The following is a 25,467-nucleotide window of genomic DNA, read 5'->3' as shown; positions in this document are numbered from 1 at the left end:
GAGGTGGCCATCGAGGCAATGGCGGGTTCGCGTCCGGATGACGAGAGCCTCGGGATGAGACCCTGGGGAAATGGCCAAGGGAACGATCCGGTACTGGGCCGCGGCCAAGGCCGCGGCGGGCGTCGGCGAGGAGCCGTACGACGCGGTGACGCTCGCCGACGCGCTCGCCGAGGCGGCCCGGCAGGACGGGCGGGACGGGCACTTCCGGCGTGTCGTGGAGCGCAGTGCCTTCCTCGTCGACGGCGACCCCGTCGGCGGCCGGCCGCACGGGGCGATCGCGCTTCCCGAGGGGGGAGTGGTCGAGGTGCTGCCGCCGTTCGCCGGTGGCTGATGTCACATTGATCCGGTTCGTCCGGGTGATCGGGCCCCGGATGATCTCACTCCAGGGGGCGACTGCACCGGATCCCGGCGCGGACTAAGGTTTGGCGACCGCGCCATCGCCTGGAGGTAGAAGATGCGGAAGGTACTGCTGGTCCTGGTGATCCTGCTGGCCGTCGGGCTGGTGGCGGCCGACCGCCTCGGTGTGCGGGTGGCCCAGAACGAGATCGGCAAGCAGGTCGCCGCGCAGTACCAACTGTCGCAGCGCCCGGACGTGACCATCCACGGGATCCCCTTCCTCACCCAGGCGGTCGGCGGTGACTACGACAAGATCGACGTGGCCATCGGCGACTGGACCGAGCAGGGGGTGACGGTGCACGGCGTCAAGATCGAGATGCGCGGGGTGAACGCGCCGCTCTCCCAGGTGACCTCCGGCAACGCCGAGAGCGTCACCGCGCGCACCGCCACCGCCTCGGCCGTCCTGCCGTACAGCGTGATCAAGGAGCGGGCGCCCAAGGAGGTCAAGGGGATCGCGCCGAAGGGCGACGACCTCCAGGTCGAGCTGACCGGCGCCGTCCTCGGCTTCCCCGTCACCGGAACGGCGATCGTCAAGGTCAAGCCGACGGCGAAGGGCATCTCGATCACACCGGTGTCGGTGGGCTCCAACGGCAGCAGCCAGATCCCGCTGGCCCTGGTCCAGCGCCGGCTCACCTGGACGGTCCCGGTGGCGAACCTGCCGGTGGGCTCGCGCATCACCGCCATCCAGCCCACCCCCGAGGGGCTGCGCGTCGCCGCCACCGCCGACAACGTCCGCCTGAACGACCTGCCCAACGCCTGACGGACGTCCGCGCCAGAAGTGTCCGCACGCCGGCGCGCGTCGATCGGACGCGATCCTTGTGAACCGGACGGGACGCGTGTACGTGTCAGTGGTGTGGGTCCCACCGCGGACGAGGGGTTGCTCCGCGCCCTGTACAGCGAGCATGGCGGTCCCCTCCTCGGTTACGTACTCCGGCTGACGGGCGGCGACCGCCCGCAGGCCGAGGACGTCGTGCAGGAGACGCTGCTGCGCGCCTGGAAGCACCCGGAAGCGCTCGTGGCGCGTCCCGTACGGCCGTGGCTGTTCACCGTCGCGCGCAACCTGGTGGTGGACGCGCACCGGGCCAAACGGTCCAGGCCGCCGGAGACCGGCATCGACGAGCAGGCGCTGATGACGGCGGCCGGGTCGGACGACATCGAGCGCGCCCTGGAGTCCTGGACGGTCGCCGAGGCCCTCGCCGATCTCAGCCCGACGCACCGGGCCGTCCTGGTGGAGACGTTCTACCGGGGCCGCTCGGTGGCCGAGGCCGCCCGGACGCTCGGCATCCCGCCCGGCACCGTGAAGTCCCGGACCTACTACGCCCTGCGGGCGCTCAAACTCGCACTGGAGGAGCGGGGGCTGGCTCCATGACCGACTGCGCAGAGGCGCGTACCTCGCTCGGCGTCTACGTCCTGGGGGCGATCGACCCGGCCGAGCGGTCCCGGCTGGAGGCGCACCTGGAGACCTGCCCGGTCTGCCGCGACGAGCTCGCCGGCCTGGCCGGGCTGCCCGCGCTGCTCGGACGGGTCGACGAGGCGCAGCTCACCCAGGTCGCCGGCCCCGAGCCCGAGCTGCTCGAGGGGCTGCTGGCGCGGGCGGCGGCGGGCCGGCGGCCGGCGCCGGCGCCGGCGCGGTGGCTGCGTGTCGCGCGTCCCTGGTGGCCGCTGGTCGCGGCGGCCTGCCTGCTGCTGGTGGTCGGCGGGCTGCTCGGCGGCCTCGTGACGGCCAAGGCGCAGGGCCACCGGGCTGCGCCGCCGTCGCCGGCGTCCGCGGTGCCCGCGCCCGGCGGCTCGGCGTCCGGCGTCCGGGCGGGCCGGACCGAACGGCTGGCCGCGGAGGACGCGAAGACCGGGGTGAGGGGCTACGTCCTCCTGCACGAGAGGCAGTGGGGGACGAGCCTCCAGCTCTTCCTGGCGGGAGCGAAGAAGGGCTCGCACTGCCGGTGGAGCGTGATCGCCCGGGACGGCCGCCGCGAGCCGCTCGGAAGCTGGTACGTGCCTTACGACAAGGGCTACGGGGAGTACCCCGCGTCCACCATGTTCCGGCGTGACCAGCTCTTTTCGTTCGAGATCGTCTCCCTGGACGGGCCGCCCCTGCTCACCATTCCCGCGTAACCTGCGGGCTTGCGGAAGAAGTCCGCGGTGAGGCGGGTTGTAGGGCGATGGAAGGTGCACTGGTCGCGGCGGCGGTGCTCGTGGCGGCGACGGTGTTCGGGCTGATCCGGCGGCGCCGCGACGGGGTGCTGCGCGCGCGGGGAGGGGATGGCGACGTGAGCGAGACCCTCGGGTCCGGCGACCTGGGTGCCGAGCTCGGTGAGAAGGCCACCCTGGTCCAGTTCTCCAGTGCGTTCTGCGCGCCCTGCCGCGCCACCCGCCGGGTGCTGGACGAGGTCGCGACGATGCTCGACGGGGTCGCCCACGTCGAGCTGGACGCCGAGGACCATCTCGATCTGGTCCGCAGGCTGAACGTGCTGCGGACCCCCACCGTGCTGGTGCTGGACGGCGCCGGCCGGATCGTCCGCCGGGCCGCCGGGCAGCCCCGCAGGGCCGACGTCATCGCGGCTCTCGGCACCGCCATCACGTGAGCGGCAGCCGGTTGACCTGCGTGAACGGATTTGTCACTGTCTCGAAAGGCGAGACGGATGTGACAGCGCCGCGGTTGTCGGCTTACCATCAGGGCGTGCGTACCCGGACAGAGCAGATGCTCACGAAGCGTCGGGCGGTCGACTTCTGCCGCCTGGCCGCCTCGCTCTGTCGCACGGCCTGAGGCATCGAGCCCGACCGACCCCGAGCATTTCGACATCACGCTCGTACGCACTCTTCTTTCTCCGCCAGGAGCACCCCGATGCAGGTTGATCCGCGTGGGCAGCGTTTCGCCGCGGCCGTCACGACGGTGATCCTCCTCGCGGTCCTGGTGAACGGGAACGGGGTGCTGCTCGCGGCCCAGGCCCTGGTCTTCGCCATGGCGACGTTCTTCGGCCTGCGGTTCGCGCCGTACGGACTGGTCTACAGACTGCTCGTCCGTCCTCGTCTCGGCCCGCCGGGGGAACTCGAGGACGCCGGCCCGCCCCGCTTCGCGCAGGGCGTCGGGCTGGCGTTCACCCTGGTGGGAACGGTCGGGTACGGATCGGGGATCACCTGGCTCGGCATCGGTGCCACCGCCTTCGCGCTGGGGGCGGCGTTCCTGAACGCGGTGTTCGGGTTCTGCCTCGGCTGCGAGATGTATGTGCTGATCCGACGTATTACAGCGAAGATTCGCTCCGACAGGGAGGTTCCCGCATGAGCCGCTCCGACGTCCTGGTGGACGCCGAATGGGTGGCGTCCAACCTGGACGCACCCGCTCTGGTTCTCGTCGAGGTCGACGAGGACGTGTCCGCCTACGACAAGGGCCACATCCGTGGCGCCGTGAAGATCGACTGGAAGACCGAGCTCCAGGACCCGGTCCGCCGCGACTTCGTCGACAAGACCGGCTTCGAGGAGCTGCTGTCGGCCAAGGGCATCGCCAATGACGACCTGGTGATCCTCTACGGCGGCAACAACAACTGGTTCGCCGCCTACGCGTACTGGTACTTCAAGCTCTACGGGCACGAGAACGTGAAGCTGCTCGACGGCGGCCGGAAGAAGTGGGAGCTCGACTCCCGCGAGCTGGTCACCGACGTCCCCTCCCGTCCGGCCACCGGTTACAAGGCCAAGGACCAGGACCTGACGATCCGGTCCTTCCGCGACGAGGTCGTCGACTCCATCGGCAGCAAGGGCCTCATCGACGTCCGCTCGCCCGACGAGTTCTCGGGCAAGCTGCTGGCGCCGGCCCACCTCCCGCAGGAGCAGGCGCAGCGGGCCGGCCACGTGCCGACCGCGCGCAGCATCCCGTGGTCCAAGGCGGCCAACGACGACGGCACCTTCAAGTCCGATGACGAGCTGCGCAAGATCTACGGTGACGCCGGCGTCGACCTGAACAAGCCGATCATCGCCTACTGCCGGATCGGCGAGCGGTCCTCGCACACGTGGTTCGCGCTGCGCGAGCTGCTGGGCCTGCCGGACGTCAAGAACTACGACGGTTCCTGGACCGAGTACGGCTCGCTGGTCGGCGTGCCGATCGAGCTCGGCGACCCCAAGTAGGACCCCGGCCCGCTCCCAGGGAGCGGGCCGTTCTCCCCGCCGCGCCCGGCGGGGCCGTGTGGAGATGGAGGAGCTATGACCCAGGGTTGCGCAGCGCCCGCGCAGACGGCGTCCCTTCCGGCGACCGTCGACCTGTCCAATGAGGCCGTCATCCAGGGCACGGTCACCCGCGAGGGTGCCCCCGTGTCCAGTGCCTATGCCCGCCTGCTCGACTCGACCGGCGAGTTCACCGCCGAGGTCGTGACCGGCGACGAGGGCGTGTTCCGGTTCTTCGCCGCCGACGGCGACTGGACCGTGCGCGTCCTGGCCGCCGGCGGGGTGAGCATCGACAGCACCGTCACCGCCAAGACCGGTGAGGTCGCCGCCCTCGCGGTCGCGATCTGACCTACGGTTCGATCGGCCGGCCCGGCTCCGCCCGGCCCGGTCGCAGGCCCGCCCCGGACCCCGCCTCGCGTCCCGCGACGGCGGGGTCCGTCGCGTTCACCGCGAGACCTTCAGGACGACCTTCTCCGTCGTGACCTCGGTCGCCTCCACCTGGTAGGCGCCCACCGGCTGCCGCGAGCCCCGGGTGAGCGTCGCCCGCGTGCCGCCGATCGTCACCCGCGCCCGAACGCCGTCCACGCCCGTCAGCGACACCTTCAGATCGCCCAGCCCCCCGACCGTCGTCTCCCGGGCGCCGTCCTTGAAGGTGACGGTGCACGAGCCGTTGACGCAGGTGTTGGTGGTGCAGCCGGGGGCGGCACTGAGAATCCCTCCGAAGGCCAGCGTCGCCGCGAAGGCGAGGTTGGCGGTTCTGCGTGCGCGAGTCCTCATGGCCGCGAAGCGTAATGTGACCCGATCGCCGGTTCAATGGCGTTTGCCACAAAAAGTTGGGACGGGCCGGACGCTTTCGCGCAGCCGGACGACGACATCCGCGCGGCGATCCGGAATCGGGCTCGCGTTCGCGCGGGAACTGGTGATATCGCATCGATATGCGGCCGATAACGCTCCCGAATACGGTGCCCGTCTCAGGCACGCACCGTAGGAAGGACCCTGGCGTGGGCCAGCAGATCCAGATCAATCCCGAGCGAATCGCCCAGCACGGTGAGGACGTCAAGTCCACCATCGCGAGCATTCTCAATGGTGCCCGGGACGCGCTGAACACCGGCGGCACCATCGAGGGCGGCGACTTCAGCGTCGACGGCACCATGGCCTCGATGGCCTATCCGATGGCGCTCCAGTTCGCTTACGAGGACCTGGAAACGCATCTGGAGATGCTGAGCAAGTTCGCCTCCGGGCTCGACGCGACCGCCAGGACCTACCGGGCCGCCGAAGAGGCCAGCACGATCACTCAGGTCTGACCGGTCCACGGGCAGCGCCGATTCCGGGAAGAGGGGCATGACCTCGTTCGACGCGTACGACAGCATGATGGAAATCGCCACGACCTGCACCAGCGGAGCGGAGTACATTCTCCCGCCGGTCATTCCGATCACCATCCAGTTCGGGCTGGCCAAGGGCAGCCCGGCGAATCTGGAGACGGCCAGCCAGAAATGGGACGAGGCGGTGGCCGCCATCGAGCGGACCGCGAGCGAGCTCAGGGCCTCGGTCGAGAACATCGCGGCCCAGGACTGGGACGCCGACGACCGGCGCCTCTACGAGGCGAAGGTCGGGGAGTTCCTCGCCCAGTTGGACGTCATGCACACCTTCTGCACCGCGGTGAGCATGGCGCTGATCGTCTACGCGTGGGCGCTGTTCGTGTACGCGATCTTCGCCGTCTCGATGGGGATCGCGATCGCGATCCTCGCCGTGACCGCCGCGGCCGCGGCGGCGGGGGTCATCACCGCCGAGGCGACCGTCGTCTGCGAGGAGATCGCCGCTACCTTCCTGGTCATCACGCTGGTCGCCACCGGCATCCTGGTCACGGCGGCAGGGCTCGCCGCGGTGGTGTTCCAGGGCGGCTCGCTGGTCACCGCGATGCAGGAGAGCCGGCTGGGCAACGACCAGGCGTTCAACGACTTCATGACGGCCGAGATGAACGGGTCGGCAACCGCCCTGGCCAACCTCGGGCAGAACATGGTCAACGCGAGCCTCTCCGCGGCCAAGGGCGAGTCGCCCCTCAGCGAGGTCGACTTCGACGCCGACCGGGACGCCGACAACACGTGGACCGTCGGCGGCGGGGCCACCTTCACCTCCGGCGACTTCGAGGGCACCGTGAACGGGCACCTCCAGTTCGGCGACGAGGGCTTCCAGGGCGGGGACGTCACGCTCTCGGGCAAGCACGAGCCGTCCGGGGCGTCGGCCGAGCTCAGCGCGGGGTACACCGATCCCGACGGCGTTGGGCAGGGCGAGGCCGGGCAGCTCACCTACGGCGCCAAGGCCGGGGTCTCGACGCCCGGCTCGGTCAGCGGCTACACCGCCGGCGTCAGCGGCGAGCACGACTTCGGGACCGGCCAGGGGAAGATCGAGGGCTACGGCGGCACCCAGCAGTTGGGCAAGGACGACGACAAGACGACCTACGGCTACGAGTACGACGGCCAGGGCGGCGGCAGCACCACCTACAAGCACGAGACCCCGGACGGGACCGACGAGACCCCGCCCTGGGACAAGTAGCCAGAGCGCGAACCGGAGCCGAGCGACGGGATCCCGTGGGAACGGGGTCCCGTTTCGTGTTCGGTGCGGAACCTCGGGCGCAACTCACCTATCAGAGCACCGCTCCGACGGGCGCGGCACTGGGATATGCCGGGCAGGGGTTCGGTGACCGTCCGCCCGAGGGACGGGTCGCGAGCCTCGGCCGGATGCGCGAGGACCTGTCGCGGGCCGTTCCGGCGACCTTCCGCCGGGGTTTCCGCGCCTCCGGAACGTATTACATCGCTCAGTCGGCCCGGTGCTGCTGGGTGACCCAGCCCGGACGCCAGCCGCGCCGCCGGCCCGCGGGGATCAGCACCCCGCCCGCGACGACGAGGGCCGCGAGGCCGAGCCCGCCGAGCCCGATGCCGAGGGCGGTGTTGCGGACGGCGGGGTCGGGCTTGTCGGCCACCGCGAGCCGGACCGAGCCGGGCTCGGATGCGGGCGCCAGCGGGGTGTTGGGGTCGATCACCGCGGTGACGGCGGCGAGCGGGTTGACCACGCCGTAGCCGCTGCCCGCGCCCTTCTGCCCGTCGGCGGTGGCCTCGATGCGCTGCTTGAGCTGCGCGGCGGTCAGCCGCGGATGGGTCTGCTTGACCAGCGCGGCCACGCCGGCGACGAACGGGGTCGCGAAGCTGGTCCCCTCGCCCTTGACGATGTAGCCGCCGCCGGGGGCGATGGTGAGGATGTCCTTGCCGGGGGCGATCACCGAGACCCGGGTGGCGGTGTTGGAGAACTGGGTGACCTGGCCGTCCTGCGCGATCGCGCCGACCGAGAGGACCCCGCTGTACTGCGCCGGGTAGGACGGCGTGGGCGACCCGCCCTTCTTCGGGTTGACGTTGCCGGCCGCGGCGACGATCAGGATGTTCGCGTTCTGCGCCCGGGTGACCGCCTGCCGGAGCTCGGGGGTGTCGGTGTGCGTCTCGGACGAGATGTTGATGATCTGCGCGCCGCGCCTGACCGCCTCGTCGATGCCCTTGACCAGCAGCCGGTCGTCGTTGTTGGTGGCCGTCGCCGCGTACTTGATCGGGATGATCCGGGCGCCGGGCGCGACGCCCACGAACAGGCTCATCTTCGGCTTGGCCGCGATGATGCCGGCGACCTCGGTGCCGTGCCCGACGCAGTCGCGCCGGCCGGTGCCGGTGAGGTCGACGGTGGGCACGGCCTGGCCGGCGAGCTGCGGGCTGGTGGTGTCGACCCCGCTGTCGATCACAGCGATCTTCACACCGTGCCCGTCGGCCTTCTCCTGCGCCTCGGCGAGGGGGAGCAGCTTCTGCGCCCACGGTGTGTCGGTGATCTGGTTCTTGACCAGCCCGCCGGACTCGGGCGCGCTCGGGCAGCCCGCCGCGGCCTGCGCCGGCATGGGAACGGCGACCAGGGCCGCGAGGCCGCCGGTCACCACCGCGACCGCCGTCCATCTCATCTGAAAGCCTCCATGCCGCCGCACTCCGGTCCTCACCGACTCTAAAGGATCAGGCGTGCCGCATATCCGGCAACTGAAGTCCGTCACGAAGAGAGCGATATGTCCTATCCTGCCGCGGAGACCGCGCGGCAGGGGCGCGGAATCGGATGAAGTGTGCCGGAGCGTGGCGGACCGGAACGAGGGGCGAGTATGGGCGACCGGATCGAGATCAATCCCGGACGGATCGAGCAGCACGGCAAGGAGATCAAAAGCAAGATCGCGCCGAGCCTCCAGAAGGCCGGGGACACGCTGAACACCATCGATGTCTACAACCTGGAGGGCGGCTCGTTCAGCATTACCTGCACGACGGCCTCGATGGCCTACCCCGGTGCCGTCCAGTTCGCGTTCGAGGACCTGAAGACCCATCTGGAGATGCTCGACGGCTTGGCCAAGGGCATCGCGACCACGGCCGAGAACTACACCGGCGCGGAGAACGCGAACGTGATCAGGACGGTCTGACGGCGCACCCTGTTTCATCCCTGAACCACAGCGAAGGAACGGCAGAACATGAGTGCGCTTTCGGCGTCCGACGGCATGATGAACATCGCCACCACCGAGGCGATGGCGGCCGGGCTGGTGTTAGCGCCGGCCATCATGGTCAACTTCGAGTTCAAGGCGTCCACCGGCAAGGCCACCGACCTGGAGAAGGCCGGAATCGAATGGCAGAACGCGGCGGGCCTCGTCCAGAAGACCGCCGAGGATCTCCAGCAGAGCGTCGCCTCCATCGGCGGGCAGGACTGGACGGCCGACGACCGCAAGGGCTATGAGGCCAAGGTCCAGGAGTTCTGCTCCCAGCTCCAGGTCCTCTACGTCTTCTGCATGGCGGTCGGGATCGCCCTCACCGTGATCGCCTACGCGCTGTTCGCGTACGCGATCTTCGCGCTGGCGATGGGGAGCTTCCTCGGCGTGCTGGCCATCGCCGCCGCCGCCGCGCTCGCCTCGGTGGTCGGCGCCCCGGCCTACCCGGAGCTGCTGGCGATCGCGGCGACCTGCCTGACCGTCACGCACGTCGCCACGGCCATCCTCGCCGGCGTCGGCCAGCTCGGGGCCGCGACCATGGCGGGCGGGTCGATGGTGGCCGCGATCGCCGAGACGGTCAAGGGCAACGACAAGGCCCTCGGCGACTTCATGCAGGCGCAGGCCACCGGCGCGGCCGGCGCGCTCGCCAACCTCGGGCAGAACGCGGCGAACGCCGGCCTCAACTACGTCAACCGGACCGGCGGCGTCAACATCGAGGGCGGCGGCAAGGGCACGCCGCTCAAGGCCGTCGACCTCGACGCCGACCGCAACTTCGACAGCACCTGGAACGTCGGCGCCGGCGCGACCGTCGAGGGCCCCGGCGGCGGCACGGCCGTGGTCGGCGCGCACGCCAAGTACGGCGACCGCGGCTGGATGGGCGTGGAGGGCGAGGGCAAGTACACCACCGCCTCCGGCGTGACCGGCGGCGGCAAGGTCGGCTGGGAAGAGGACGCCAAGGGCAACGACTCGGTGTACGGCGGCATCAACGGCGGCTACGAGAAGAACGGCTACGGCGCCACCGGCGGGGTCGATGGCAGGTACGGCGTCGACGACGGCAGCTGGTCGGTCAAGGAGAACCACGGCGCCACCTACCAGACCGGCAACGTCTACAACTCGACCAACGGCGTCGCCGTCGACGGCGACGGCAAGACCACGTGGAGCGACAAGACCGAGTCGGTGCTCGGCAACTCCAAGTCCGAGAGCGAGGCGCCGCCGTGGGACCGGTGACCGCCGGGCGGCGGACGGCCCGCCGTTGAGCGTCTTCGCCGCTCCGGTGCTGGTCATCGAGCAGCGCTCGGCCGCGCTGGAGTACGAGATCGGCGACGCCCGGGAGAACCCGCTCGCCCGCGGCGTCCAGGCGGCCGGGGAGCGTCCGCGCAAGGGCCTGCTCGGCCGGTTCGGGTCGGGCCCGGCGAACGCCCGCGTCGTCGTCCAGGTCAGCGGCCTGGACGGCGCCCCGCTGTTCTTCGTCGACCGCGCCCCCGACTCGCCGGTCGCGATCGTCGCGCCGGACGGCACGCTCATCGGCCGCTTCGCCGAGGACGCGGCGGCGTTCGCGCGGAGCCACCTGGAGGGCCGGAGCCGCCTCCCCGGCGGTCGCAGCGACTTCAACCAGGCGCAGCAGCTTCTCGACGCCGGCGGCACGCCGCTGTGCTCCATCACCTGGGAGCCGACGTACGTGGGCGGCGTCATCGACCACGCGGTCGGCGGGCGGGCCTGCGCGTACACCGACCCGGACGGCACCGAGCTCGCCCGGATGGAGCGGGCCCGGAACCAGTGGTCCGGCGACCGGTACGTCCTGCACCTGCCCTTCCGGCTACCGGACCCGCTGCGCACGCTCGTGATCGCCTCGCCGATCGCCTTCGACCTGAGCCGGAGCTGACCCATGGCCGGTCTGTACGATGCCCCGATCTGGACGATGGACGAGCCCGCCGGCCCCCGCGCGTACGTCATCACCGGCCCGCAGGGCGAGCTGCTGGCCAGGGCCGTCCGGGTCCCGACCGGGCGGCCCGAACCGCGGGGCGGCGGCGCGCTCCCGTACGCGGACCCGCACGCCGCCGTGGACGAGTCGCGGGTCCTGGTCCGTGTCGAGGGACCGGACGAGACCCCACTGTTCTTCGTCGACCGTGCCGGGAACCCGATGACGGAGCTCACCCGGCCCGCCGTCCTCGCCCCCGACGGCTCCCGGATCGGCCACATGGCCACCAGGCCGGTCGGCGCGAAGGGCCTGTTCAAGGCGTTCTCCAGCGGCGGTCGCACGACCACGGAACGCGTCGTCCACGACGGCTACGACCAGGTCGTCTGCACCGTCACCGGCGGCGCTGGCGCCCAGGGCCAGGACTGCACCGTCACCGACGCGCAGGGCACCGAGGTCGCCCTGATCGAGATCCGCCGTTCGGCCACCTCCCAGAAGCGCCGCAGCCTCACCCTGAAGCAGCGCTACACGCAGTTGCCCGAGCCCCTGCGCACCCTCGTCATCGCAGCCCCCCTGGCCCTGGAACTCTCCACCCCGCAAGTCTGACCACCACGCCGGCCCCCGGAACGCTCGTTCCGGGGGCCTCCGCGCAGAAGGGTCAACGGGCGGTGGGGTCGCCCTTGCCCTGGTAGTTCTCCATGGCCTCCTTGGCGCGCTGCTGCTGGAGGCCGAGCTCGCGGGCCAGGTCCTTCATCTGGCCGGCGAAGCCGTTGGCGATCTTGTCGAGGGAGGCGAGGGCGGCGGAGGGGTCCATCCCCTTCGCCGAGTCCTGGCCCATCGAGAACATCTCGGAGCCGGCCGCGCGGACCTGCGTCTGGAAGTCCTGGCTGGCCGCGTTGACGGCCTTGCACACCTCCGCGCTGAGCTCCTCGGTCCCCATCCGTAACACGCGGGGGTCCAGGGTGAGCTTGGTGAGGCCGCCCTCGCTGCGGAACTCGGCGGCGATCCGGCCGTCGGCCGCCTCGCCCTTCCCTAGGGCCTCCTTGATGCGGTCCTGCATCTTGGAGAAGTCGCCGACGTTCTGCTCCATGTCGCGCTGGAAGCGCTCGAAGCCCTGACCGAGGCTGAACTCTGGCATTGGTCTACCTTTCCGGGGGTGGTGCGGTCTGCTGGTGGGCGGTCTGGACGAGCCGGGTGCCGCCGCGGCGGTCGATGAAGTATCCGCGGCCCGGGGGCAGCGCGTGGGCCTTGATGTTGCCCAGGACCACCCCCTCGTCCTTGTTGCCGGACATCAGCAGGCTGGGGGAGCCCATCTCCTTGATTCGCTGGAGGACCGGGTCGTACATCGCGCGGCCCGATCCGCCGAACGCGCGGGCCACGATGACGTGCAGGCCGATGTCGCGGGCCTGCGGGAGCAGCTCGACGAGCTGGGTCACCGGGTTGCTGGACGTGGCGACCAGGTCGTAGTCGTCGATGACCAGGTACAGGTCGGCGCCCGTCCACCAGGACCGGTCGCGGAGCTGGTCGGGGGTGAGGTCGGCCGGTGGGAGCCGGGCCTTCAGCGCGCCGACGACGTCCTTGACCAGCGACGCGGCGGCCGTGGAGGAGGCCGCGTAGCCGATCCGGTGCTCGGTGTCGGCGGTGTCGAGCAGCGCCCGCCGGTAGTCGAGGAAGACCAGCTTGGCCTGCGCGGGGGTGTACCGGTCGAGCAGCCCGCCGATGATGGTCTTCATCAGGTTGGACTTGCCGCACTCGGTGTCGCCGATCACCAGGAAGTGCGACTCCTGGGAGAAGTCCAGGTACACCGGGGACAGCGAGTCCTCGTCGATCGCGAACGGGATCCGCGTCCCGGTCTCGGCCGGCGACGGGAGCTGGGCGGCCTGGAGCACCGCCGGCAGCATCCGGACCTTGGGCGCTCCCGGCCCCTGCCAGTTGCCGGCGACGGCGCCGACGAACTTGCGGACGCCGTCGGCGAGGTTCTCGGCGTTCGGGTCGCCGTCCAGCCGCGGCAGCGCGGTCAGGAAGTGCAGCTTGTCGCGGGTGAGGCCGCGCCCGGCCCGTCCCTCGGGGACGTTCTGCGCGAGCTTGCGGTCGACCTCGGACTCGTACGGGTCGCCCATCCGCAGCTCCAGCTTGCTGCCGAACAGGTCGCGGATCATGGTGCGGAACTCCGACCACTTGTTGACCGTGGCGATGACGTGGATGCCGTAGCCGAGGCCGCGCGAGGTCAGGTCGGTGATGACCGGCTCGATGTTCTCGTAGTCCTGGCGGACCGTCATCCAGCCGTCCACGACGAGGAACACGTCGCCGTAGCCGTCGCCGGGGATCTCGCCGGCGGCGCGCATCCGCCGGTAGGTGGCCATGCCGTCGATGCCGCGCTCGGCGAACTCGCGCTCGCGCTGTTCGAGCAGCGAGGTGACCTCGGCGACGGTGCGGCGGACCCGGTCGGCGTCGAGGCGGGTCGCGATGCCGCCGACGTGTGGCAGCTCCTCGAACGCGGCCAGCGTGCCGCCGCCGAAGTCGAGGCAGTAGAACTGCACCTGCTGCGGGGTGTGCAGCACGGCGAGCGAGGCGATCAGCGTGCGCAGCATCGTCGACTTGCCGCTCTGCGGCGCCCCGGCGATGCCGACGTTGCCGGCCGCGCCGGACAGGTCGGTGTACATCGGGTCGCGGCGCTGGTGGAACGGCCGGTCGACGATGCCGGTGATCGCGTGCAGCCGGTTGCGCCAGGCGTCGTTCTGCGAGGTCAGCCCGAGTCCGGGGACGACCGCGAGGGTCGGCAGCAGCTCGTCCAGCGTGGGCGGGACGTCGAGCGGCGGGAGCCAGATCTCGTGCGCGGGCGGGCCGTGCCCCTCGAGCTGCTTGACCACCACGTCGAACAGCGACGCCTGCGACTCCTCCTTCTGCTCCTCCTTCTGGCCGGGCTCGTCGATGACCTGCGGCCGGATGTAGTCGGGGATGTACGGCACGACCTGCCGGAGGTGCTGCTTGCCCTTCTTCTGCGCGGGCTGGAGGTCCTCGGTGGCGGGGCCGGACACGTACGCCGCGCGGAACCGGGTCATCGACTCGGTGCCGAACTTCATGTAGCCGTGGCCGGGCGCCGACGGCAGCTCGTAGGCGTCGGGCGAGCCGAGCACCACCCGCGACTCCTGCGCGGAGAAGGTGCGCAGCCCGATCCGGTACGACAGGTGCGTGTCGAGGCCGCGGAGCTTGCCCTCCTCCAGCCGCTGCGAGGCCAGCAGGATGTGCACGCCGAGGGACCGGCCGAGCCGTCCGATCATGACGAACAGGTCGGCGAACTCGGGCTTGGCCGACAGCAGCTCGGAGAACTCGTCCAGCACCAGGAACAGCGTCGGCATCGGCTTGAGGGCGGCGCCCTGCTCGCGCGCCTTCTCGTAGTCGCGCAGCGAGGCGTAGTTGCCGGACGAGCGCAGGTACTCCTGCCGCCGGACCATCTCGCCTTCGAGCGCCGCGTACATGCGGTCGACCAGCGGGAGCTCGTCCTCGAGGTTGGTGATGACGGCCGACACGTGGTTCAGCTCGTCCATGCCGAGGAACGTCGCGCCGCCCTTGAAGTCGACGAGCACGAAGTTGAGCACCTCGGACGAGTGCGTCGTCGCGAGCCCGAGCACCAGCGTGCGCAGCAGTTCGGACTTGCCCGAGCCGGTGGCGCCGATGCACAGGCCGTGCGGGCCCATGCCGCCCTGCGCCGACTCCTTGATGTCGAGGGAGACGGGCCGCCCGTCCGGGTCGATGCCGATCGGGACGCGCAGCCGGTTGCGTGGCGCGCGGGGCCGCCACACCTCGGCCGGGTCGACGCTGAAGGGGTTCTCGATGCCCAGCAGCGAGGTCATCGTGGTCGCGGAGGACAGCGCGTCCTCCTCCGGGCCCTGGAGGCCGCTGGCGCGCAGCGGCGCGAGCTGCCGGGCGAGCGCCTCGGCCTGCTGGAGAGTGATCGTGTCGGGCTTGCCGATCCGGGTGTAGACGTCCTTGCCGGTGCGGTCCTTGGTGAGCCGCGCGATCTGCTCCTTCTGCACCTCCAGCCGCAGCATCGTCGACTCGTGCGTCGGCGCGGTCGACCCGGTGAGGTCGATGATGCAGACGCCCTCGATGCCGTCGGCGGCGAGCTGGGAGTCGTAGGACGCCTGCCCGCCGTCCATGATGATGATGTGGTAGGGCAGGTCGTCCTGCGACATGCCGGGGGTGAACCGGGGCCGGTCCTTGACGGCCTGCCCGAACATCGCCTCCAGCGTGGCCATGCTCTCGCTCGTCAGCCGGACCTGGCCGGCCGCGTCGTGCTCGGTCGGGTGCAGGTTGTGCGGCAGCCACTTGACCCACTGCCACCAGGGCAGCCGCTGGCGCGCGGCGCAGATCGAGATCTGCACGTCGTCGGGGGAGTGGAACGCGGCGATCTGCGTGATCATCGCGCGGACCATGCCGTAGACGGCCTCGGGGTCGCCGTGCGGGACGATCCGGGAGAAGGACCGCAGCGAGACCGAGATCGGCAGGTTCGGCACGTTGGCGTGGGTGCGCATGAACCGGCGCAGCGCGCCGGCGCTCATCGGCTCGAGGTCCTCGACCGGCTTGGTCTCGGGGGAGACGAGCTGGACGGCCAGCTTCTGCGCGCCGGTGCCGACGCGGACCTGGCCGAAGTCGTCGTCCGGCGGGCGCCGCTCCCACAGCCGCGCGCTCATCACCAGCGACCACAGCGACTCGGGGTCGGGGCTGCCCCACTCCAGGGCCTCGCGCTGCTGCTTGGCGGCGGCGCGGACGCGGCGCCGCACCTGGCCGAGGTACCGCAGGTAGTCGCGGCGCTCGTTGTTGAGCTTGACCTTGCGCTCGCCGTTGCCGCGGCCGACCTGGCCGAGCATCATGCCGAACATGGAGACGGCGAACATGCCGCCCGCGACGTACTGCATGGTGCCGCCCCCGCGGCCGACCATCATGAAGACCATCGCACCCGAGCCGGCGAGCATCGGCAGGTACGTCAGCACCGCCTGGAAACCTTGCGGGACGACCTCGGGCAGCTCTGGCGGGGACTCCAGCAGAACCTCACCCCGTGGCAGGGCCGGGGGTTTCCGTCGCTCCCGGCGCCGGACGACAACCGTGCTCACGTTCGCTTCCTCCCATGCGGACCCGTTGGCCAGGTCAGGCCAGAGCCTGGGCCGGTCACCTCACACCCCGGCCGGACCGTCACCCTGACCGGGGGTGACCCCGGTGCACCAGGGTCATCTGTTCCCGTGTTCTTCACCGAATCGACCAAATGGTAGAGGCCCCCCACTACTGCCGCCCCGGGCCGTATTTCGGGCATTCCGAGGTCGTTTCGGTCCCAAGTGGCTGGTCAGAGCCGTCTCCCCGGCGTCCCGGCGGATCCCGAGCTCCCCGGCCCCGAAGGCTTTCGGCTCGTTATGATCCCGTTAAGACCCATGTTGTTCACACGGAGGGATGACCGTCTTGGCGGATTTCTCGGCGGCCGATCTCGACTCCATGTTGTCCGAGGCGCGCCGGACGCTCGAGTCCATGCGGTCCGGCTCAGCCCCGGCGGATCCCGCGGCCGAGGGAGAGGCGGTCCAGGGCGTCGGCGAGGCGGCCGAGGGCCGGGTGAAGGCGACCGCGTCCGTCGGCGGCCGGCTCAAGAGCGTCGAACTCGACCCGCGCGCGATGCGGATGGCCTCCGCCGAGCTCGGCGAGCAGCTCGTGCTCGCGGTGAACGCCGCGCTCGACGACCTGCGCGCCAACTCCGCCGGAGCCGCCGCTGCCGCCGCCGGGGCGCCGGACGTCGAGGCCCTCGGCCGGCAGGTCGAGCAGGTCCAGAACGAGGGCATGCGGCAGATGGAGATGATCACGCAGGCGCTCAGCGACACGATCTCCAAGATCGGAGGCCGCCGGTGACCGCGGACGGGTACACCGTCCAGCCGCAGACGCTGCGGGCCGCCGCGAGCGGTCTGGCCTCGGCGGGCGAGCGGCTGGCGGCGGAGTGGCGGAACCTGGTGTCCGGCGTCGAGGGCATGGGCGCCCCCTGGGGTGGCGACGACATCGGGATGCTGATCGGCGAGTCCTACACCGCGGTGCAGACCAAGGCCGGAGAGTCGTTCAGCGGTGCGGCCGAGGACCTGGCGGCGCTCGGCGAGAAGTTGATGGAGATGGCCGACAATCACGAGCGCGCCGAAGAGGAGATGGTCGGCGAGATCACGTCGATCTCCACCGCCCTCAACGGCTGACCGGCACGGGCCCGGCGGGGTCGTCCCGGCGCGGCCGGCTCCCGCCCCGTGGCCGTTGGTCCGCGCCGGCGGCGCACATTCGGTGCGTCTTGCCGGACCTTTTCTCCCGCACCCGCACGGGTGTCATGTCCCTGTGCCAATGGGCCGCATCGCGATGCGTGGAATGTGCTGGGCCGGAACGCCGCCGTGCTCGCCGAACGCACCTGGCGCAGGCCGCACCGACATCCGCGCCGCCCCGGCGAACGTAGATCGAATCGGAGCGCGGACTCCATGAACTTCGGTCGCCGATCGCTCGTCTATCACCCCGGGCGAGATCGCCGAAAGGGCGGGCCGGTGCGCCGTCCGGCGTCCGGCGGCAGGAAGATCAGGGTGCGATCGGCCGATCGATATGGAACAGTGCCCAACCGGTCGTATCCGTCACGTGAACGTTGCCCAGGGTTCATGGGATTTGCATTATCTAGGGTCTTGACCAGCACAAGGGTGAACGAGGCAGCGCGCGTGCAACCGCGCATGGCGGCTTCATTACCCCCACAACGGATTACTTGCGAGGAAGTCGTGAGCGCGCCCCCCGGAGCTGACCTCTGCCGGATCACGGTCGTCGGACCGCAGCGGAGGGTCGACATCGCGCTGCCCGCCGACGCCACCTTCGCCGAGCTCTACCCCACGATGCTGCACTACGCCGGGCAGGATCTCGCGGACGCGGGCCTCGCGCACGGCGGCTGGGTCTTACAGAAGATCGACGAGGCGCCGTTCCAGCCCGCGGCCACACCGGCCCAGGTCGGGCTGCGCGACGGTGACCTGATCTACCTGCGCCCGCGGATGGCGCAGCTGCCCGACCTCGCCTTCGACGACGTCCCCGACGTCGTCGCGACCGGGGTCAAGGACCGCCCCGGACGCTGGCGGCCCGAGTCCGCCCGCACCTTCGCGCTCGGCTGGGGCGTCACCGGCCTGGTCGTCGGCGCGATCACCCTGCTGCTGACCGGTCCGTCCTGGCTGGTGCCCGCGATCGCCGCCGGCGGTGTGGCGGTGCTGCTGCTCATCGCGGCCGTCGCGCTGTCGCGGGCGGCCGGCGACGCGGGGGCGGGCGCGGCGCTCGGCTACGCGGCGCTGCCGTACGCCTTCCTCGCCGGGTTCCTCGGCCCGGCCCAGGACAAGGCGCTGACCGACCTCGACTCGCTCAACCTGCTGGCCGGGTTCGGCGCGGTCGTGCTGGCCGCGACGATCTGCGGCGTCGCCATCGCCGACGGGCTGCCGGTCTTCTACGGCGTGTCCGTCGCCGCGCTGCTCGGCGCGATCACCACCGGGCTGTCGCTGGTCCTGGACTTCGACTCGGCGGGCATCGCCGCGATCACCGTGTCGGTGGCGCTCGCGCTGACCCCGCTGCTGCCGGGCGTGGCGTTCAAGCTGGCCAGGGTCAAGCTCCCGCCGGTCCCCAACAGCGCCGACGACCTGCGCCGCGACACGCTGATGGTGGACGGCAAGCAGGTCCTCGACCGCACCGCCGCCGCCGACCGGTTCGTCACCGGCGGCGTCTCCGGGCTCGGCCTGACCGCGATGGGCGCCTCGATCCCGCTGGCGTTCGCCAGCGGCTGGGTCGCCCCGGCCATGTGCGTGGTGCTGGCGCTGGCGCTGCTGCTGCGCGCGCGGATGTTCAGCGGGCGCGCGCAGAAGCTCTGGATGCTGGTGCCCGGCGTCTTCGGCCTGGCCGTCCTGGCGGTCGGCACCGCGTTCGGCCTCGACTCGCAGGTCTTCCTGCTCGGGGGGATCCTGCTGCCGACCCTGGTCGTCTCCGGCATCGCGGTCGGCGTCGGCATATGGCTGCCGAAGAACCGGCTGACACCGTTCTGGGGCCGGGCCGGCGACATCGTCGAGATCCTCTTCGTCGTCGCGCTGATCCCGCTCGCGCTCGGGGTCGCCGGGGTCTTCGAGTGGGCGCGCGGGCTCACGGGCTGACCACGCGGACGGGTGAGGGAGAGGCACGGGTAGATGCAGACCAAACGAGATCTCCTCCAGGCGCACCGGCTGATGACCCAGCGCGCCTCGCAGGCCCTGATCCTCGGCGAGCCGGACTTCCCCGAGCAGCCGCTGAAGCGGCTGAACATCGGCACCTTTTCGGGAATCATGGTCGCCGTCCTGGTCGCAGCGGGCTTCGGCATCGCCGGCATCCTGGTCGGCGGGGGCGGCAAGGGCCTGGACGACCCGCAGACCCTGCTCATCGACAAGCAGACCGGGACCCGCTTCGTCTGGTGCATCCCGCAGGGGCAGAAGGACAACGTGCTCTGCCCGGTGGCCAACTACGCCTCGGCGAAGCTGGCGGTCGGCGGCGGCGGCAAGCAGAAGTCGGTGTCCTCGAAGTCGATCGCCAGGTTCCCGCGCGGTCCGATGATCGGGATCGCCGGGGCGCCCGACTCCATCCCCGAGGCCAAGCGGCTGGTGAAGGGCCCCTGGTCGGTCTGCGTCCGCACCGCGACGGGCACGTCCGGGGTGCCGCGTCCGGTCGTGTCGATGGTCGGCGGCAAGGAGGTGGGCGGCCGGGTGCTGGCCGACGATGCCGGGGTGGTGGTCGCCGCTGCCAACGAGAACTGGCTCATCTGGAACAACCTGCGGATGAAGGTGAGCCCCGGCGGCATGACCGTGCTGGGCTCCCCGACCCCGGCCCCGGTCTCGCCGACCTTCGTCAACGCGCTGCCGCAGGGGCCCGACTACTCGGCGCCGCAGATCGCCGGCTTCGGCCGGCAGGTCCAGACGCCGAACGGCGTCAAGGGCCGGATCGGGCAGGTCAACTTCGTCGAGAAGGGCGAGAACGACGACTGGTACGTGCTGCGGCAGAACGGTTTCGCGTCCATCACCTGGGCGCAGGCGCAGTTGATCCAGTCGACCCGGGCGTACGCCACGATGCCGCCGGCGTCGGCGATCCAGCCGAGCATGGTGACCGGTGGTGGCCAGCGGCAGAGCATCCCGGCGAACGGGCTGCCCGAGACCAGGGTCTCGGTGGTGCGGTACGACCCGAAGGAGGCCCTCTGCGTGGTCTACAAGGAGAGCGGCGGGGGCAAGGTCACGCCCCGTCTGACCACCGGCGGCGGCACCGACCTGCCGATGCCGACGACGCAGGCGGCCGGCACCGGCATCGGTGTCGACAGCGTCGTCCTGCCGCCCGGCAGCGGGGTGGTGGCCAGCGCCCTGGCGAGCAACGGCCAGGCCGGCGCGCCCAACTCGTTCAGCTTCATCGGCGACGACGGCCGCAAGTACCCGCTGAAGAACGCGGACGCGGCCAAGGCGCTCGGCTACACCATCGGGCCGGGCAAGGACAGCGACGCGACACCGGTGCCGGCCGACCTGCTGCGCCTGCTGCCCCAGGGCCCCGGCCTGGAAGTGCTCGATCCGAAGAACCCGCCTCAGGCCAACACGGCCGGGAACGTGCGTCACTAATCGCGTAAAAAAATCATGGTGTGTCCTGATCGGCTGGATATTCTCCTGGCTGGTGCAGGGGAGACGGAGGAGGAGAGCGTGGGCGAGGCGTTCGGCGTGACCTACTCGGCGCTTCAGAAGGCCGAGGAGATGTTCAAGAGCAAGAACAGCGAGATGGTCGAGCTGCTGGACGAGCTCGAAGGCGATCTCCAGACCACCCTGGCCAAGTGGGAGGACGACGCCCGCGACGCCTACTTCGACTCCAAGAAGAAGTGGGACGCGGCGGCGAAGGAGCAGGCCAAGGCGGTCAAGGAGTTCTCCGAGGCGATCCGGACGGCGAGCGAGAACTACAAGAAGGCGGAGCAGGCCAACTCCAAGATCTGGGCCTGACCCACTCGGTATCCCAGGGGTGACTCGCGGGGTCGGAGTGTCATGGGCGGCCGGTGTGACGGGTGGACGCCGCGGTCACGGATCGATCACGGGTCGGTGACCGGGATTGGCTGGACCCCTTGGGTAGATCGACCATAGATGTGGCTTTTGCCTAGTGTGGTCGGGCCGTGGCTGGACCATCCGCCGGGTGTGATGTGGCTCCTGAGAAAGATCCATCTGCCCGGGAACCTTCGTGGCGTTCGCCGCATCTCACAACATCGCAGACGTATGTGGAAAGGGTGACTGATGGGTCAGACGTCTTCACAAGACAGACATGAAATGGCTCAGGCGGCGCAGCGCGTCGAAGAGGCCGGCCAGACGCTCAACAAGATCAAGAGCGACCTGGGCAATGAGCACCAGCAGCTCCAGGGCATGTGGAAGGGCGCCGCCTCCAGCGCCTTCACCAAGGTCTACACCGAGTTCGACGGTGACCTCGACAAGGTCCTCCAGGCGCTGAACCGCCTCCACGAGACGCTCGTCCAGGTAAAGATCAATTACCAGGCCAGCGAGGACCAGCAGGAGCAGGAAGTCAACCGGATCGCCGGTCTCCTCTGACCACTGACCCGATGCCCAGACACGCAGGTACGGAGGAATTATGAGCTACAGCTCGATGAACTTCGGCGCTATGCAGCAGGCATACGCCGCGTTCCAGCAGAAGTACGCCGCCATGGAGTCGGAGCTCAACGACCTCGAGAAGTCGATCGAGCAGAAGCTCGGGCAGTGGAGTGACGGCGCCAAGGACGGCTACATGCAGGCCAAGCGCGAGTGGGACAACGCCGCGGCCGACATCGGCAAGGTCATGAACCAGCTCGGCGTGGTCATCAACTCCTCGTCCGAGACCGGGCAGAGCACGGTTCGGACGAACCAGCAGCTGATCGGCTGACGAGGCCGGGACCGGCCGTCCGGGCGGATCCGGACGGCCGGACGGGGGAGACGACGGGGGCCGGGAGTCCGGCCCCCCGGTTGTTGTCGACAGAGGGAACAGGCAGCGGGCCGGCTCGGCCCGCAGGAGGCTGACATGGTTGCGTACGAAGGCGGTGGAGGCGGCGGATACGGGGGCTTCTCCCTTGACCCGTCCTGGCCTGGACTGGCCTCGGGCAAAGAGCTCGATATCGACAAGGACGACGTCAAGAAGATCCTCAAGATCCTCCGGGACGACTACGAGGCCTACAGCGACGGCAGCGGCACCCTGAACGACATCCAGTCCAACGGGAACATCACCACGGCCCAGCTGGGCGACTACCCCGCCGCGCAGAGCCTCCAGGCGAGCACCTCGGCCGCCTATAGCAACCTCAACACCCAGTACAACTCGTTCCTGACCAGCTACAAGTCCGTCATCGACGCCCTGGAGAAGGCCGTCGAGAACTACGAGGACATGGAGACCAACAACACCGCCACCGCCAACGGCGTCTCCACCTCCGGCACCTCGAGCTCCAACAACGGCAACACGACCGCGTTCTAGGCTGTGCTTACAAACGCCCGGCCCGGCGTCCTCGCCTGGCGGCTGTGTTTCCAACGCCCGGCCCGGCGTCCTCGCCTAGGGCTCGGACGCCGACCTGGCTTGGGCGAGCGCGACATCGCTTCGCGATCTGGCCGGTGGGGCTCGCCTCCGGCTTCGCCCCACCGGCCAGGTAACGCGCTCGCGCTACGGCCGAGGCACTTTGAGACAGGCCCTAGAGCTCCGTCCGGACTAATCGCGATGACGAAACGGGATAGGGACGATGACTGCTGACAGCAGGCCCCAGACGACACCGATCCGGGTCGCCGCCGGCCAGCCGGCGGAGTGGGACGGCGACCTCGATGAGATGAAGCGGATCCTCCAGGCGGCCAAGCCCCAGGATGTCCGTCTGGGAGGCCAGGCCTACACCGACGCCGCCGCGAAGTTCGACACGACGGCGGGGCTTCTGCGCACCCACGCGATCGGGCTGGCCAACGCCTGGAAGGGCCCGGACGCCGACGCCACGCAGAAGCAGATGCAGCGCCTGAACGCCACCGGCAAGGAGATGAACGCCCGCTACGGCGAGACCGGCACGGCGCTCACGCAGCACGCCGAGAAGCTGGAGTGGTACCAGCAGAACGCCCCCGGCGGCGGCGCCATCCCCAACTTCAGCTACAACGACGCGACGGTCTTCGCCGCGGGCGCCACGATCGCCGGCCCTGCCGGCGGGGTCATGGCGGTCGCCGGCAAGAAGGTCTCCGACGTCGTCGGCGACCTCACCGGCTGGTGGGACAGCGAGGAGAAGACGCTCGCCAAGGAGCACATGAAGGGGCTCCAGGAGCGGACGGTCCAGACCAACGACATCTACATCCCCAAAGAGATCACCACCGACATGCCGAACCCCGGCGGCGGCAAGTTCGAACAGAACCCCGGCGGCGGATCCGGCGGCGGACCCGGTGGCGGGATTCCCGGTGGCGGTGGCGGCGGCGGCATCCCCGGCGGCGGCGCGGGCGGCGGCATTCCCGGTGGCGGGATTCCCGGCGGCGGTGCCGGTGGCGGCATTCCCGGTGGCGCGGGCGATGGGATCCCCGGCGGCGGTATCCCCGGTGGCGGCGTCCCCAGCGGCGCGGGCGGCTACCCCGGTGGTGGCGGGATTCCCGGCAGCGGCAGCGGCACCGACTTGGCCGGCATGCCGCCCTCTGACGGTCCCTCCATGCCCAGCACGGGCGATCCCTTCGGGCGTTCCGGCCTGGGCGGCACTCCCCCCAGCGGGGGCGGCCCCGGCGGTGGCATGCCCGGCGGCGGTCTCGCCGGCGGCATGCCCGGTGCCGGGATGGGAGCGGGCCGCGGCATGGGCGCGGGCCGCGGCATGGGCGCGGGCCGAGCCGGTGCCGGCGGTATGGGCGGCGGTATGGGCGGCGGCCGTGGCGGCGGCGGTGGCGGCGGCGGCAGCCAGGACGAGAACGAGCGCAGCACCTGGCTTCACGAGGACGACGACGTCTGGGGCGGAAGCGACGGCGACACCTCCCCGCCTGTGATCGGCTGACCCTGAGGTCGATGCCGTGACGATGTTCGCGTCGGCGCGAGTGGCCCGGATCCGTCCGGGCCACTCGCGCCGCTTTCGTTTGTGAGGGTGTGTTGCAGTGCGACGGTTGACGCGGATCCTGGCGGTGACCGGGGCGAGCTCGATCCTGGCGTTGAGCGTGGCCGCTCCCGCCGGGGCCACCCCGGGACCCCGGAACGAGCAGTGGTGGTTCGCGGCCTGGCAGATCCAGCAGAAGGTCTGGCCGGCCGGCAAGGGAGCAGGCGTCACCGTCGCGGTCATCGACTCGGGCGTGAACACCAGGCTCCCCGACCTTCGGCCGGCGGTGGTGCCGGGCAAGGACTTCCGGCTCGCCGACGACTGGTCCGGCGGTAGCGGGGACGGCCGCTCCGACACCGACCCCGAGGGCCACGGCACGGCGATGGCCGCGCTGATCGTCAGCCAGGGCGCCGGCTCGGGGTACGTCGGCGTCGCACCGGAGGCGAAGGTCCTGCCGGTGGTCGCGTCCGGGCCGTCCACCGCCGAGGCGGTCCGCTACGCGGCGGACCACGGTGCCAAGGTGATCAACGTTTCGCAGGGCGACCCGGCGCCGTTCGACAGGTGCCCGGCCGATGTGCAGCAGGCGATCGGCTACGCGATCCAGCACGACTCGCTCGTGGTGGCCGCCTCCGGGAACGAGGGCGGCTCGACCAACGGCAGCCTGTCGCCGGGGATGTGCGCGGGCGTCCTCACGGTCGGCGCCATCGACAACCGGAAGCGGGCCTGGCCCAAGACGCAGCGCAAGCCCTACGTGGCGGTGGCCGGCCCCGGCGCCAACGTCGGCATCGTCCGCCCCAACGGCTCCTTCGACGCCGGGTTCTCGGGGACGAGCCAGGCGGCGGCACTGGTCTCCGGCGCGGCGGCGCTGGTCTGGTCGAAGAACCCGCGGCTGTCCAACCGCGAGGTCGCGCAGCGGCTCATCGCGACGGCCAAGGACGCGGGGCCGCCCGGGAAGGACGACCAGACGGGCGCCGGCGTCGTCATCCCGGGCGACGCGATGAGCGCGAACGTTCCGCCGAGCGCGCCCAACCCGGTCTTCGCCGCCTACGACCGGTGGGCCAAGACGCAGCCGAAGGGGGCGCAGGGCACGGCGCGGAAGCCGGGGGGAGCGGCGTCCTCGTCCCCGCAGGAGGAGGAGGGCGGTTCCGGCACCCTGCTGATCATCGGGGTGGCCGGTGCCGCGCTGCTCGTCGTGATCGTCCTCATCGTCGTGCTCTTCGCCCGGAAGGGGAAGGGCAGGGGCGGGCCGCCCCAGGGACCGGGCGCACCGGCGCCGGGGATGTATCCGGGCGGGCAGGCGCCGGGCGGGCCGCCGCCGGGATGGGGAGGGCCTCCCGGTCGGCAGGGTCCGCCGCCCGGCTATCGCTGAGTTGAATT

At 70.9% G+C, this 25,467-nt stretch carries 29 protein-coding genes; 25 read left to right on the top strand and 4 right to left on the bottom strand.

Annotation, left to right across the window (positions count from 1 at the left end; all coding sequences use genetic code 11):
• Positions 1–70 precede the first annotated feature (70 nt).
• The 9 genes from QP090_RS11950 to QP090_RS11915 all read left to right on the top strand — a co-directional run bounded on the left by QP090_RS11950 (position 71) and on the right by QP090_RS11915 (position 4,896).
• Positions 71–331 (top strand): MoaD/ThiS family protein, encoded by a 261-nt coding sequence (locus tag QP090_RS11950; RefSeq protein ID WP_285938822.1) that lies wholly within the window; start codon positions 71–73, stop codon positions 329–331.
• Between the two features lie 123 nt (positions 332–454).
• Positions 455–1,156, top strand: coding sequence for an LmeA family phospholipid-binding protein (locus QP090_RS11945; protein ID WP_285938821.1), 702 nt, complete (start codon positions 455–457; stop codon positions 1,154–1,156).
• A gap of 93 nt (positions 1,157–1,249) precedes the next feature.
• Complete coding sequence (locus tag QP090_RS11940; RefSeq protein ID WP_285938820.1) at positions 1,250–1,765, top strand: sigma-70 family RNA polymerase sigma factor; 516 nt, start codon at positions 1,250–1,252, stop codon at positions 1,763–1,765.
• Entirely contained in the window at positions 1,762–2,508 is a 747-nt protein-coding gene (locus QP090_RS11935) for an anti-sigma factor family protein (protein ID WP_285938819.1), read from the top strand. The genes QP090_RS11940 and QP090_RS11935 overlap by 4 nt, the downstream gene beginning before the upstream one ends.
• 47 nt (positions 2,509–2,555) lie before the next feature.
• A complete protein-coding gene (locus QP090_RS11930; protein WP_285938818.1) occupies positions 2,556–2,978 on the top strand; it encodes a TlpA family protein disulfide reductase in 423 nt (140 codons plus the stop codon).
• 116 nt (positions 2,979–3,094) lie between these two features.
• Positions 3,095–3,160 carry a putative leader peptide gene (locus QP090_RS37635; RefSeq protein ID WP_373293669.1) on the top strand — a complete coding sequence of 22 codons (66 nt, stop codon included), beginning with the start codon at positions 3,095–3,097 and terminating at the stop codon, positions 3,158–3,160.
• Between the two features lie 78 nt (positions 3,161–3,238).
• Complete coding sequence (locus QP090_RS11925) at positions 3,239–3,676, top strand: DUF4395 domain-containing protein (protein WP_285938817.1); 438 nt, start codon at positions 3,239–3,241, stop codon at positions 3,674–3,676.
• Positions 3,673–4,512 carry a sulfurtransferase gene (locus QP090_RS11920; RefSeq protein WP_285938816.1) on the top strand — a complete coding sequence of 280 codons (840 nt, stop codon included), beginning with the start codon at positions 3,673–3,675 and terminating at the stop codon, positions 4,510–4,512. The genes QP090_RS11925 and QP090_RS11920 overlap by 4 nt, the downstream gene beginning before the upstream one ends.
• Positions 4,513–4,587: 75 nt before the next feature.
• Positions 4,588–4,896, top strand: a complete 309-nt coding sequence (locus tag QP090_RS11915) for a DUF1416 domain-containing protein (protein ID WP_285938815.1) — start codon at positions 4,588–4,590, stop codon at positions 4,894–4,896.
• Positions 4,897–4,992: 96 nt separating this feature from the next.
• On the opposite strand, the gene QP090_RS11910 is transcribed toward QP090_RS11915, so the two are convergent.
• Positions 4,993–5,325 (bottom strand): hypothetical protein, encoded by a 333-nt coding sequence (locus QP090_RS11910; protein WP_285938814.1) that lies wholly within the window; start codon positions 5,323–5,325, stop codon positions 4,993–4,995.
• A 224-nt stretch (positions 5,326–5,549) separates the two neighbouring features.
• Here QP090_RS11910 and QP090_RS11905 point away from each other — a divergent pair, with 224 nt between their 5' ends.
• Complete coding sequence (locus QP090_RS11905; RefSeq protein ID WP_285938813.1) at positions 5,550–5,852, top strand: hypothetical protein; 303 nt, start codon at positions 5,550–5,552, stop codon at positions 5,850–5,852.
• 37 nt (positions 5,853–5,889) lie between these two features.
• On the top strand, positions 5,890–7,101 hold the full coding sequence (locus QP090_RS11900; protein WP_285938812.1) for a hypothetical protein: 1,212 nt from the start codon (positions 5,890–5,892) through the stop codon (positions 7,099–7,101).
• A gap of 262 nt (positions 7,102–7,363) precedes the next feature.
• Here QP090_RS11900 and QP090_RS11895 read toward each other — a convergent pair whose 3' ends face one another.
• Entirely contained in the window at positions 7,364–8,539 is a 1,176-nt protein-coding gene (locus QP090_RS11895) for a S8 family peptidase (protein WP_285938811.1), read from the bottom strand.
• A gap of 189 nt (positions 8,540–8,728) precedes the next feature.
• Here QP090_RS11895 and QP090_RS11890 point away from each other — a divergent pair, with 189 nt between their 5' ends.
• From QP090_RS11890 to QP090_RS11875, 4 genes are read left to right on the top strand one after another with little or no spacing between them, the layout of a single operon-like run.
• Positions 8,729–9,037: a hypothetical protein gene (locus QP090_RS11890; RefSeq protein WP_285938810.1), complete on the top strand. Its 309-nt coding sequence runs from the start codon at positions 8,729–8,731 to the stop codon at positions 9,035–9,037.
• 48 nt (positions 9,038–9,085) lie between these two features.
• A complete protein-coding gene (locus tag QP090_RS11885; RefSeq protein ID WP_285938809.1) occupies positions 9,086–10,324 on the top strand; it encodes a hypothetical protein in 1,239 nt (412 codons plus the stop codon).
• 25 nt (positions 10,325–10,349) lie between these two features.
• Positions 10,350–10,979 carry a hypothetical protein gene (locus QP090_RS11880; RefSeq protein ID WP_285938808.1) on the top strand — a complete coding sequence of 210 codons (630 nt, stop codon included), beginning with the start codon at positions 10,350–10,352 and terminating at the stop codon, positions 10,977–10,979.
• A gap of 3 nt (positions 10,980–10,982) precedes the next feature.
• Positions 10,983–11,618, top strand: coding sequence for an LURP-one-related/scramblase family protein (locus QP090_RS11875; RefSeq protein WP_285938807.1), 636 nt, complete (start codon positions 10,983–10,985; stop codon positions 11,616–11,618).
• 52 nt (positions 11,619–11,670) lie between these two features.
• Here the strand turns inward: QP090_RS11875 and QP090_RS11870 are convergent, their stop codons facing one another.
• Together QP090_RS11870 and eccCa are read right to left on the bottom strand one after the other, a co-directional pair.
• Positions 11,671–12,150 carry a YbaB/EbfC family nucleoid-associated protein gene (locus QP090_RS11870; RefSeq protein WP_285938806.1) on the bottom strand — a complete coding sequence of 160 codons (480 nt, stop codon included), beginning with the start codon at positions 12,148–12,150 and terminating at the stop codon, positions 11,671–11,673.
• 4 nt (positions 12,151–12,154) lie between these two features.
• On the bottom strand, positions 12,155–16,126 hold the full coding sequence (gene eccCa / locus QP090_RS11865) for a type VII secretion protein EccCa (RefSeq protein WP_285938805.1): 3,972 nt from the start codon (positions 16,124–16,126) through the stop codon (positions 12,155–12,157).
• Between the two features lie 331 nt (positions 16,127–16,457).
• Here eccCa and QP090_RS11860 point away from each other — a divergent pair, with 331 nt between their 5' ends.
• From QP090_RS11860 to QP090_RS11815, 10 genes are all read left to right on the top strand, one after another.
• On the top strand, positions 16,458–16,904 hold the full coding sequence (locus tag QP090_RS11860) for a YbaB/EbfC family nucleoid-associated protein (protein ID WP_285938804.1): 447 nt from the start codon (positions 16,458–16,460) through the stop codon (positions 16,902–16,904).
• The gene (locus tag QP090_RS11855) at positions 16,901–17,233 is read left to right on the top strand and encodes a WXG100 family type VII secretion target (RefSeq protein ID WP_285938803.1); all 333 of its coding nucleotides are present in this window, start codon (positions 16,901–16,903) and stop codon (positions 17,231–17,233) included. Before QP090_RS11860 ends, QP090_RS11855 begins: the two co-directional genes overlap by 4 nt.
• A gap of 555 nt (positions 17,234–17,788) precedes the next feature.
• Positions 17,789–19,186 carry a type VII secretion integral membrane protein EccD gene (gene eccD, locus QP090_RS11850; protein WP_285938802.1) on the top strand — a complete coding sequence of 466 codons (1,398 nt, stop codon included), beginning with the start codon at positions 17,789–17,791 and terminating at the stop codon, positions 19,184–19,186.
• A 33-nt stretch (positions 19,187–19,219) separates the two neighbouring features.
• Complete coding sequence (gene eccB, locus QP090_RS11845) at positions 19,220–20,662, top strand: type VII secretion protein EccB (protein WP_285938801.1); 1,443 nt, start codon at positions 19,220–19,222, stop codon at positions 20,660–20,662.
• Between the two features lie 78 nt (positions 20,663–20,740).
• Positions 20,741–21,031 (top strand): WXG100 family type VII secretion target, encoded by a 291-nt coding sequence (locus QP090_RS11840; RefSeq protein ID WP_285938800.1) that lies wholly within the window; start codon positions 20,741–20,743, stop codon positions 21,029–21,031.
• 318 nt (positions 21,032–21,349) lie between these two features.
• Positions 21,350–21,625, top strand: a complete 276-nt coding sequence (locus tag QP090_RS11835; protein ID WP_285938799.1) for a WXG100 family type VII secretion target — start codon at positions 21,350–21,352, stop codon at positions 21,623–21,625.
• 40 nt (positions 21,626–21,665) lie between these two features.
• Complete coding sequence (locus QP090_RS11830) at positions 21,666–21,953, top strand: WXG100 family type VII secretion target (RefSeq protein ID WP_285938798.1); 288 nt, start codon at positions 21,666–21,668, stop codon at positions 21,951–21,953.
• 135 nt (positions 21,954–22,088) lie between these two features.
• Entirely contained in the window at positions 22,089–22,532 is a 444-nt protein-coding gene (locus tag QP090_RS11825) for a DUF2563 family protein (RefSeq protein ID WP_285938797.1), read from the top strand.
• A 259-nt stretch (positions 22,533–22,791) separates the two neighbouring features.
• Positions 22,792–24,054, top strand: a complete 1,263-nt coding sequence (locus tag QP090_RS11820; RefSeq protein WP_285938796.1) for a WXG100 family type VII secretion target — start codon at positions 22,792–22,794, stop codon at positions 24,052–24,054.
• 97 nt (positions 24,055–24,151) lie between these two features.
• Positions 24,152–25,459 carry a S8 family serine peptidase gene (locus QP090_RS11815; protein WP_285938795.1) on the top strand — a complete coding sequence of 436 codons (1,308 nt, stop codon included), beginning with the start codon at positions 24,152–24,154 and terminating at the stop codon, positions 25,457–25,459.
• Positions 25,460–25,467 lie beyond the last annotated feature (8 nt).

Source organism: Actinomadura xylanilytica (assembly GCF_030283145.1).
Classification (GTDB): domain Bacteria; phylum Actinomycetota; class Actinomycetes; order Streptosporangiales; family Streptosporangiaceae; genus Spirillospora; species Spirillospora xylanilytica.
Note: the sequence above shows the minus strand (reverse complement) of the source record. Positions and strands in the feature narration are given on the sequence as shown.